Raw genomic sequence first — 9123 nt, 5'->3', positions numbered from 1 at the left:
CCAGCGTCCCTGTAGCCAGGCGGACGGTGTCATCGGCCTGCGCCGTGTTCCCATCTGCCGGGTGCATCAGGCCGTCAGAGCCCTGGACCATCGCCGTATCACCCGATACGAGCTTGATGCGATCCAGGGTGGAGACGGTTTCCGGACCCTGTCCCTGGGGTACTGCAGAAATCGTGCCGTCTTCGCCAATCTGCAGTTTTGTCGCATTGGCCAGCGTGATCGGGCCGCCGCCGCCAACCACCGGATTGCCCTTGGCGTCGGTCAGCGTGCCATCGGCGGTGAGTTGCAGGTCGCCGGCCCGGGTATAGGCCTCGGTGCCGTCCGGTGCCTGCACGGCGATGAACCCCGGGCCGCGCACGGCGATATCGAGCGTGCCGCCCGTGGACTGCAGCGGGCCCTGGGTCATGTCGTTGCCCAGTCCATAGGCCACGGTGTTGATACGGGTCTTCTGGCCATCGCCCAGCACCGGCACGGACGTGAACGACGTCAGCTCGCTCTTGAAGCCGGTGGTGCTGGCATTGGCAAGATTGTGGCTGACCGCGTCCTGGGCCCGCATGACCTGCGAGGCCCCGGTCATCGCGACGTAGATGGAATGATCCATGGCTAAAGACCCCTATGGCGGCTGTGCTTAGCGCGAGATCGCGTTGAACAGCGTGCTGGCCAGCGTGTTGTCCACGGTCAATGCCTGGGCATTGGCCTGGTAGTTGCGCTGGGCCTTGATCATGTCCACCAGCTGGCTGGTGGTATCGGCGGTGGAGGAACTCTCCAGTGCGCCGGATTGCACGGTGCCGAACTGGCCGGCGCCGGAGCTGCCCATCACGGCCGTGCCCGCGTCGCCACTGGCAAGCCAGGTCGTATTGCCGGTCTGGCGCAGGCCCTGCAGGTTGGCGAAGTTGGCCAGCGCCACCTGCCCCAGCTGCGCGGTCTGGTTGTTCGAGTAATTGGCCGTGACCACGCCCTTCGAATCCACGTCGATCGAGGAGAGCGTGCCCGCCTCGTTGCCGTCCTTGTCCACTGCGCCTGCGGAATAATCCGTGCCGAACTGGGTGGTGTTGCTCAGGTTCAAGGTCATCGTGACCGGGTTGGAACCGTTGCCGAAGTCCACCGGGTTGAAGGCGAGGTTGCCGTTGGCCGGGGCGGTCAGCTGGCCAGCCGCATCGAACGTCATCGGTTGCGTGCCGGCGTCCTGGCCGTCCATGAACAGGTGCGCGTCCCAGGCGTTGGTACCGGTCTTGACGTAGTACACGGTGGCCGCGTGCGATCCACCCTGCGAATCGAAGACGTTGAAGGTGGTGGTGTTGTTGTAGCTGTCCGAATCGGACGTGCTGAAGGGCGTGGTGGTCGGCAACGACGCGCTGGAGGGCAGGTTCGCGCTGATCGCAGCCTTCGTGCTGGCCGTGGCCGCGCTCTGCGCCGTGGTCAGGTTGAGGTTTTTCAGCGTGCTGGTGTCGAAGCCGCCGCCGATGGCGTTGGGCGGATACACCTGCAGGTTATAGCCTTCCTGCGTGAGCACGTTGCCCGAGGCATCCTCGTGGAAGTTGCCCGCGCGGGTGTAAGCCAGGCCATTGCCGGTGTTGACGGTGAAGAAGCCGTTGCCGGAGATGGCGAAGTCCAGGCTGTTGGACGTGGTCTCGATGTCACCCTGCTGGAACTGCTGGGCCACGTCGGTCATGCGCGTGCCCGAGCCCACGGCCGTGGCATTGATGTTGTTGCCGGTCACGGCGAACACATCGGCGAACTCGGCGCGCGAGCCCTTGAAGCCGGTGGTGTTGGCGTTGGCCAGGTTGTTGGAGATCACGTTCAGGTCGGACTGCGCGGCATTGATGCCGGTCAGCGTGGTATTGAGTGCCATGAGTTAAGTTCCTCGGATTCGAAGTCGAAGTGCGTCAGAGAATTTGCGCGACCTGGGCGAGCGGTACGCCGCCCACGCCAGCCACTTGCAGGTAGGTTCCGACGGACGATCCGCCATACCCCACGCCGGTCACGGTGCCGGAGATGAAGGTATTGGCCGAGGTACCGGCGTCGGTGGCCGCAAGCGTGTAGGTTCCCGCTGCGACGGCTTTACCACTGTCGTCCTTGCCGTCCCAGGTGAACTGCGAGAGGCCCTCGCTCTGGGTTCCGAGATTGATCGTGCGCACGGCGTTGCCGGACGCATCGGTGATATTGATCACCACGGCGCCGGCCGTGGCCACGTTGACCGCGCCCTTGGTCGCGGTGCTGCCGTCATAGGCGGTGGTGGTGGCCGGCACCATCACATCGCGGCCGACGAGGTTCGCGGAACTGAGCACCTGGTTGGTCTGCGAGGCGCTGGTGAGCTGGCTGGCCAGCGAAGTCACCGTCGTGTTCAGGTCCTGCGTGGCCGACAGCGTGGAGAACTGCGCCATCTGCGAGGCGAACTCCTGGTTGTCGACCGGGTTGGTCGGGTCCTGCGCCTGCAACTGCGCCACCATCAGCTTCAGGAAGTCGCTCTGCGACATCGCGCCGGTCGAGGAAGAGGACGAAGACGACGTCGTCGAGTTCGTATTGGTTGTGTTGTTGGTATCAACAGTGCTCATGGGAATTCCTACTTGCCGAGGTCGAGGGTTTTCAACATCAGCTGCTTGGCTGTGTTCATGACCTCAACGTTGTTCTGGTACGAACGCGAGGCGGAAATCATGTTGACCAGTTCGTCGATGGGATTGACGTTGCTGGAGTAGACGCGACCCTCGGCATCGGCCAGCGGGTTGCCCGGGTCGTAGTGCGAATCCACCGGCGCCTGGCTTTCGCTCACGCCCAGGATCTTCACCCCGCCCATCGCGCTGTCGGCGTCGCCGCCGGCGCCCATCGCGCCCATCTGCCCGGCCATGGCGGCCGAGAACAGCGGTGACTTCGCGCGGTAGGCCGCTTCCGGGCTACCGGCGACGGTGTCGGCGTTGGCCAGGTTGCTGGCCGTGGTATTCAGGCGCATCGACTGCGCGGCCATGCCGGTGCCGGCCACGTCGAAAATATTGAAAAGGCTCATGAGCTGCTCCCGTTGATGGCGGTGCGCATCATGCGGATCTGCGCGGTGATGAAGCTCAAGGAAGCCTGGTAGTGCACGGCGTTGCCGGCGAACTGGGCCTGCTCGACCTGGGTATCGACGGTATTACCGTCCATCGTCGGCTGGGTGGCCGCGCGGTAGGCCAGCGGCTCATGGCCCGGGATAGCCCCCGTGCCTCCCAGGTCCTTTTCGGAGGTAGCCGTCATCTGAAGGCTGCCGCTTTCGCTCGAACCCGTGGCCGCAACCAGCGCCGCGCGGAAATCCACATCCCGCGCCTTGTAGTCGGGCGTGTCCGCGTTGGCCAGGTTTGAGGAAATCGCCTCGGCACGCTTCTGCCACAGGCCAAGGGCCTGGGTATGGATGCCGAACATGTTGTCGGTGAGGTTGCTCATGAGGGAGCCCCGTGAAATGACGGAGTTCGTTGAGCAAGACCTATGCCAGCAATTAACTAGATGATTTATCTAGTCTTATTGGCTTGGCGGCATTTTTCCGGCGCGGCGGGTGCGCCGGAATTCAGGCGCTTGGGCGCGCCGGGGCCCTTCGGTTACAACGACGCCCAGCGGACCGGCTCTTCCGTAGGCAGGAGCTCCACCACGGCCGCGGCGAGTATGTCGGGCTGGAATTTGGCGATGAAGCGGTCGGCACCCACCTGATTCACCATCGACTCGTTGAATACGCCGCTGAGCGAACTGTGCAGCAATACCTTCATGTGCTTCAGGCGCTCGTCCTCGCGGATGGCGCGGGTAAGCGCGTAGCCGTCCATGCGCGGCATCTCGATATCGGAGATCACCATGGCCACGTTGTCGTCGCTGTCGCCTTCGGCCAGCGCCACCAGCTTCTCGTACGCTTCCTCACCGTCGTTGGCGACGACGCAATCCAGGTTCATCTGGCGGAACAATTCCACGATCTGCGTGCGGGCCACCAAAGAATCATCCGCCACCAGCACCCGGCGAGGGCGCCGGCGGGCGTCGCCCGGGACGCTGCCGATACGCGATGAAAGTTCCACCTTGGCAGGCTCGATGCTGGCAAGCACCTGCTCGACATCGACAATGGCCAGCAGGTTGCCGTCCAGCCGGGTCACCGCATTGACGCGGGGGCCGTAACCCAGCGATGGCGGCGGTGCCGCCATGCCGGCGCCATCGCAATGAACGATGCGCTGCACATCCGATACCAGGAAGGCCTGCACGCTGCGACTGAACTCGGTGACGATGAAATGCGCCTCCGGGTGATCTGCCAGCGGCGGATACCCCATGGCCTGGGCCAGGTCGATCACCGGGATGGTCTGGCCGCGGTAGTCGAAACTGCCGGCGATCAGCTCATGCATGCTGGGCATGCGCTCGAGCCGCTGGCGGCGGATCACCTCGCGGACCTTGAACACATTGATGCCGAAATCCTGCCCGTCGCCGAGGCGGAACATCAGCATGGCCACGCGGTTGTGGCCCGCCAGGCGGGTGAAGCGGTCGACGGTTTCGAGCAGCGGGCCGGCCATGCTTAGGTGATGTCCATGCTTGGGATGGCGGCTTATCGGCCGGAGCCGGGGGAAACTGAAGGCCGGGCTCGCTTGGCATATGCCTTGCTTCCTCAAGTCCCGCGTCCCCGTGTCGATGTATGGGGACACCCTCGGAGCCGTCGTTATCTATGAGCCTTATCTGGAGTCAGCAGGTCGAGCAGATCGCCCAGGCGCTTGCCGCCGGCGATGTGGGCCGCGCCAAGTCGCTTTCCAAGCAGTTTCCGCGGGCGGCGCGGGCACTTGCGCCGCTTCTGGCCGCACCGAAGCCGCGCACCGCACCCTCGGCCGCCACCCAGGCACTCGAACAGCAGGGCCTGGTGTTGTCCGGGGCCCAGGCGATGGGCACCCAGCTGGTGGAGCTGACCCGCTGCGTGGACGACGCGCGTGACAGCGTCGGTCGCTTGACGGATACCGGCGCCAGGATTTCCACGGCGCTCGATGCAAGCCACGCCGGCATCGCCGGCATCGCCCAGGCGCGCGACCAGGGCTCGAACAATGTCGCCGAACTCGACGGCCAGTTGCGCCTGCTGCGCAGCGCGCTGTCGGGCATGACCCGCAACCACGCCAAGTTCGCCGGCTACGTCGAGCAGATCCGCGCGCTCACCGCCGCCGTGCAGGACATCGCCCACCAGACCAACCTGGTGGCGCTCAACGCCGCCATCGAGGCCGCACGCGCGGGCGAGGCCGGCCGCGGCTTCGCCGTGGTGGCCGATGAAGTCAAGCAACTGGCCGAGAAAACCGCCCAGGCCACCGGCGAGATCGAGCTGGTGACCCACGCCGTGGGTGAATTCTCAGGCCAACTGGAAGAATCCGTGCAGCAGAGCCTGCGCCGCCTGGACCAGAGCAAGGCGGGTGTGGAAGGCATGCAGGGAGCACTGGCCAAGGTGGCAGACGCCGTGGACAGCACCCGCGGCCAGATCGATGGCGCCCGCGAGGGCCTGGGCGGTTTGCATGCGCGGGTTGCCGCGGTGCAGGCCACCCAGGCTTCGCTCGGCCGCCTGGCCGGAGAGATCCGTCGCCAGGGCGATGGCCTTTCCCGCGCGGCGGTGCTGGCCCACCGGTTGGTGATGACCCGCATCGACGGCGACGGCGAGCTGGACGCGGCGAGCCTGAGCCAGATGATCCGCGAAGCCAGCCAAGGCATGCACCATGCGGTGGACCTGGCGACCCGCGACCCGACCGGCATGGATCGCCGCTGGCTCGACACCACCCACATGCAACGCATGATCGAACGCCTGCGCAGCCAGCGCGATGCCACAGCCGGGCTCGCCCTGGCCGAGGCCGGCGAGCGTTTCACCGCGCACAGCCAGGTTTTCGTCGGCCTGCTGGGCGAAGGCAGGCACGCCGAAGCGGGCCAGGCCGCGCCGCAGCTGCATCGCGAGCTCGACGCCATCGTCCAGAACCTTTCCAACGTGCTGACAAGCCAGATCGCATGATCCGCGCGGCCGCCCTTGCGCTTGCCCTGTCCTTCGCCTTGCCCGCCGCGGCGGGTGAAGCGACGTCGGCCGCGCGCCTGGCGGCCATCGCCACGCAGTACCTGAAGGACAACCCGCCGGTACCCGGGGCCCGCATGGAGGTGACCGCCGAACCGATGGATACGCGCCTTGCGCTGCGCCCATGCAGCGGCACACCGACGGCGGCCATCCCTGGTGGGCGGGCAGCTGGCCCGCGGGTCACCGTGGCCGTCACCTGCCCTGATGCTGGCGGGTGGACGGTTCGCGTCCCCCTGCGGGTCAAGCAATTCGTGTCGGTGCTGGTGACTACCCGGCCGCTGACGCGGGGCGATGGCCTGGCCGCCGACGATGTCCACGCCGAGGAACGCGACGTCGCCAGCATGGGATACGGCTATATCGCCAATCTCGCCCAGATCGAAGGCCGCGCCCTGGCCCGGCCGCTGCGCGCAGGCTCGGTGCTGGCCCCGGGCATGCTGGCCGGCCGGCAGGCCGTGCACTCCGGTGACTCGGTGATGATCGTTGCTTCCATCGACGGCATCAGCGTGCGCGCCGAGGGCGTGGCCCTGGGCAGCGGCGACAACGGCGCCCGAGTGATGGTGCGCAACGCCAATTCCGGCAAGGTCCTTAACGCTATCGTGCGCAGCCAGGGCAGCGTTGAGGTTATCCAGTGACCGGCTGCACGAAAACCATGGGCTGAATCGAATCAAAATCGTGACGGCCGAATTCCGCCAGGAGCTAAAGTTCCGGCGCTCCGGGCCGTTAAGGGACGCGAAGGGCCGCCAAGGAACCATGAATGAACACCACGATCAAGACCGGCATCACGCCGCAGCAGCAAACCCAGCCCAAGGCGCCCAGCGCTTCGGCTGGCCAGGCTGCGTCCGCCGACCAGGTTGCTTCCGCCGTGAAGACCAGTGACGACAGTATCAGCCTCACCAGCTCCGCCCAGGCGCTGGGCAATGCAAGCAAGACAGGCGATGTCATGGACACACACAAGGTCGAAGCCATCCGCCAGCAGCTTGCCAGCGGCACTTACCAGATCAACTCAGGTGCCATCGCCACGAACCTGCTGAAGCTGGAAGGCCAGCTGGGCGGCCAATCGTGAACGCCGGCCTGCATGCAGAGATCGCTGTCGCCGTCGAGGCGGTGATCGGCCAGATGCATCAGGCCGTGACCACCCTCCAGCAGGCACTGACCGACGAACGCCGCGCGCTCGACGCGGGATCGGCCGATGCCCTGGATGAAGCCACCAGCTTCAAGCAGAGCCTGCTGCGCCGCCTGGAAGCGCTCGACGTCGAGCGCAAGCACCTGGGCCGCGGCGGCAACATCGACACCGCCCTGCACCCGGCCTGGCCCTCCATCGTCGAGGGTCTGGCGCGCTGCAAGGACATGAACCAGATCAACGGCGGCATCGTGAACCAGCGTCTGCGCCACGTGCGCAAGGCACTGTCGCTGCTCACCGGCCGTCCGGAAACCAGTGAATTGTACGGCCCGGGCGGTTATGCCCGCGGCGCCGCGCGCCCGGGGATGCTCGCCCAGGCATAAGGCAATACGCAGAAAAGGACCACGGTGCGCAGCTTGGAAAGGGGCGGGTACCGTGGGTGACACGAAACCCACCATCGACCGGCCGTCCCCATGTCAGTTTTTGCCAATTCCCCGTCGATGAGCCAGGCACAGGTGCTGCCTGTCGTGAGGCAGCCCATCCTGGACCGCCAGCAGGCCCTGTTCGCCTACGAACTGGCCTTCCCGCGTGGCAGCAATACCGACGGCAGCGAGGCCCTTACCGGGCAAACGCTCGCTGCCATCGCCGACGGCAGCCTCAAGCAGCTGGTGCGCGATAACCGCGCCTTCCTGCACGTGTCGCGCGAACTCCTGGTTTCCCATGCCGAAACGCTTCGCCAGAACGCGCGACTTGGCGTGTGCGTGGGTCCGGCCCTGGCCGGCGACGAAGAAGCCCTCACGACGCTCCGCTGGCTCAAGGCCAGTGGTTGCCTGTTAATGCTCGAGGACTTCCCCGACGACCTGGATGAAGAACAGAGCGCCGCCATCGAAATCCTGCTGTTCATCGTGCAATACGCCATGGTCGCGGTGGACCACCGCGATGTCGAGGCCACCAACGCGCGCATCGAATACATCAAGAGCTTCAGCGTCAAGGCGATCGCCACGGGCGTGGACACGCCCGAGGATTACACCCGCCTGGTTGATGCACCGGTCGATGGCTTCCAGGGCAAATACCTGCTTAAGCCCGAGCGCGTGGACGTGCCGCGCATGTCGCCGAGCAAGCTGGGCCTGCTGCGCCTGATCGGCGCCATGAATGAACCGAACAACGGCCCGATCGAACTGGGCAAGATCATCCGCGACGACGCCATCCTCAGCTACAAGTTGCTCGGCTGCGTGAATTCGGCCTATTTCGCCCTGCCCCGCCAATTGAAATCGGTGGAACAGGCGGCGGTATTCTTCGGCGTCAACCGCATGCGCAACTGGATCAGCACCATGGCGCTGGGCGGCATGGACGAGCGTCCGCCCGAACTCCTGCGCCTGGCGCTGGTGCGTGCGCAGATGTGCGAGCGCCTGGCCTCGGGTAAACCGGCACTGAAGGAAATGGCCTTCACCGCGGGCCTCTTTTCGCTGCTCGACACGCTGATGAATGCGCCGATGTCCTACGTGCTCGAACACCTGCCGCTGGCCACCGAGATCAACCAGGTGTTGCTGGAAAACACCGGCCCCTTCGCACCGATCCTCGACCAGGTCCGCCAGTGGGAGTCGGGCGAGGTGACGAGCGAAGAAGACATCCAGAAGCTTGCCGCGATCTACTTCGAAGCCGCCCAATGGGCCGACCACGTCTACGCCTTCGCCGACGCTGCGGCCAGCTGAAGTGTCTGGCCGCGCCTAGCCCACCAGCAGGTGCAGCAGCAGGAACTGCCATAACAGCAGCACGGCCATGCCCACGATGGACAGCACGGTCAATGCCATGCCCACCGAGCGGCCGAACGAATAACCGCTGGCGCCCGACAGCCCAAGGCCGTGCAGCACGCGCCCCACCACCAGCACGATGCCGAAGGCATGCAACAGCCACGGCTGGGTCTGGTCCAGTTCCAGCACCAGCAACAGGATCAGGGCAAGCGGAATGGTTTCAATCGCGT

The 9123-nt window shown here is 65.7% G+C and carries 12 protein-coding genes; 5 read left to right on the top strand and 7 right to left on the bottom strand.

The window, feature by feature from the left end:
• The 6 genes from VK519_RS10865 to VK519_RS10840 form a co-directional block, all read right to left on the bottom strand.
• Positions 1 to 601, bottom strand: a 601-nt coding sequence (locus VK519_RS10865) for a flagellar basal-body rod protein FlgF (protein WP_324349735.1), incomplete at its 3' end; no start/stop codon positions are given.
• 27 nt (positions 602 to 628) lie between these two features.
• On the bottom strand, positions 629 to 1852 hold the full coding sequence (flgE, locus tag VK519_RS10860; RefSeq protein WP_324349733.1) for a flagellar hook protein FlgE: 1224 nt from the start codon (positions 1850 to 1852) through the stop codon (positions 629 to 631).
• A gap of 34 nt (positions 1853 to 1886) precedes the next feature.
• On the bottom strand, positions 1887 to 2555 hold the full coding sequence (locus tag VK519_RS10855; protein ID WP_324349732.1) for a flagellar hook assembly protein FlgD: 669 nt from the start codon (positions 2553 to 2555) through the stop codon (positions 1887 to 1889).
• A gap of 8 nt (positions 2556 to 2563) precedes the next feature.
• Positions 2564 to 3001 (bottom strand): flagellar basal body rod protein FlgC, encoded by a 438-nt coding sequence (gene flgC / locus VK519_RS10850; RefSeq protein WP_324349730.1) that lies wholly within the window; start codon positions 2999 to 3001, stop codon positions 2564 to 2566.
• Positions 2998 to 3411: a flagellar basal body rod protein FlgB gene (gene flgB, locus VK519_RS10845; protein ID WP_324349728.1), complete on the bottom strand. Its 414-nt coding sequence runs from the start codon at positions 3409 to 3411 to the stop codon at positions 2998 to 3000. Before flgB ends, flgC begins: the two co-directional genes overlap by 4 nt.
• A gap of 152 nt (positions 3412 to 3563) precedes the next feature.
• A complete protein-coding gene (locus VK519_RS10840) occupies positions 3564 to 4508 on the bottom strand; it encodes a chemotaxis protein (RefSeq protein WP_324349727.1) in 945 nt (314 codons plus the stop codon).
• 149 nt (positions 4509 to 4657) lie between these two features.
• Here VK519_RS10840 and VK519_RS10835 point away from each other — a divergent pair, with 149 nt between their 5' ends.
• From VK519_RS10835 to VK519_RS10815, 5 genes are all read left to right on the top strand, one after another.
• Positions 4658 to 5965 (top strand): methyl-accepting chemotaxis protein, encoded by a 1308-nt coding sequence (locus VK519_RS10835; RefSeq protein ID WP_324349726.1) that lies wholly within the window; start codon positions 4658 to 4660, stop codon positions 5963 to 5965.
• Entirely contained in the window at positions 5962 to 6654 is a 693-nt protein-coding gene (gene flgA, locus VK519_RS10830) for a flagellar basal body P-ring formation chaperone FlgA (RefSeq protein ID WP_324349725.1), read from the top strand. The genes VK519_RS10835 and flgA overlap by 4 nt, the downstream gene beginning before the upstream one ends.
• A 122-nt stretch (positions 6655 to 6776) precedes the next feature.
• Positions 6777 to 7085 (top strand): flagellar biosynthesis anti-sigma factor FlgM, encoded by a 309-nt coding sequence (gene flgM / locus VK519_RS10825; RefSeq protein WP_324349724.1) that lies wholly within the window; start codon positions 6777 to 6779, stop codon positions 7083 to 7085.
• A complete protein-coding gene (locus VK519_RS10820; RefSeq protein WP_324349722.1) occupies positions 7082 to 7525 on the top strand; it encodes a flagellar protein FlgN in 444 nt (147 codons plus the stop codon). Before flgM ends, VK519_RS10820 begins: the two co-directional genes overlap by 4 nt.
• A gap of 90 nt (positions 7526 to 7615) precedes the next feature.
• The gene (locus VK519_RS10815) at positions 7616 to 8854 is read left to right on the top strand and encodes an EAL and HDOD domain-containing protein (protein ID WP_324349720.1); all 1239 of its coding nucleotides are present in this window, start codon (positions 7616 to 7618) and stop codon (positions 8852 to 8854) included.
• A 15-nt stretch (positions 8855 to 8869) separates the two neighbouring features.
• Here the strand turns inward: VK519_RS10815 and VK519_RS10810 are convergent.
• A partial coding sequence (locus tag VK519_RS10810; RefSeq protein ID WP_324349718.1) for an MAPEG family protein occupies positions 8870 to 9123 on the bottom strand: 254 nt, incomplete at its 5' end.

Origin of the sequence: Pinirhizobacter sp., assembly GCF_035317885.1 — a bacterium.
GTDB lineage: Bacteria > Pseudomonadota > Gammaproteobacteria > Xanthomonadales > Rhodanobacteraceae > Pinirhizobacter.
The sequence above is the reverse complement of the archived record's forward strand: the minus strand, read 5'-3'. Positions and strand labels throughout refer to the sequence as shown.

What these genes read in the sequence shown, in the direction of transcription:
- flgB (WP_324349728.1), bottom strand. Translation starts at nt 3,411, where the DNA reads ATGAGCAACCTCACCGACAACATGTTCGGCATCCATACCCAGGCCCTT.
- VK519_RS10815 (WP_324349720.1), top strand. Translation starts at nt 7,616, where the DNA reads ATGTCAGTTTTTGCCAATTCCCCGTCGATGAGCCAGGCACAGGTGCTG.
- flgC (WP_324349730.1), bottom strand. Translation starts at nt 3,001, where the DNA reads ATGAGCCTTTTCAATATTTTCGACGTGGCCGGCACCGGCATGGCCGCG.
- flgA (WP_324349725.1), top strand. Translation starts at nt 5,962, where the DNA reads ATGATCCGCGCGGCCGCCCTTGCGCTTGCCCTGTCCTTCGCCTTGCCC.
- VK519_RS10855 (WP_324349732.1), bottom strand. Translation starts at nt 2,555, where the DNA reads ATGAGCACTGTTGATACCAACAACACAACCAATACGAACTCGACGACG.
- flgM (WP_324349724.1), top strand. Translation starts at nt 6,777, where the DNA reads ATGAACACCACGATCAAGACCGGCATCACGCCGCAGCAGCAAACCCAG.
- flgE (WP_324349733.1), bottom strand. Translation starts at nt 1,852, where the DNA reads ATGGCACTCAATACCACGCTGACCGGCATCAATGCCGCGCAGTCCGAC.
- VK519_RS10840 (WP_324349727.1), bottom strand. Translation starts at nt 4,508, where the DNA reads ATGGCCGGCCCGCTGCTCGAAACCGTCGACCGCTTCACCCGCCTGGCG.
- VK519_RS10835 (WP_324349726.1), top strand. Translation starts at nt 4,658, where the DNA reads ATGAGCCTTATCTGGAGTCAGCAGGTCGAGCAGATCGCCCAGGCGCTT.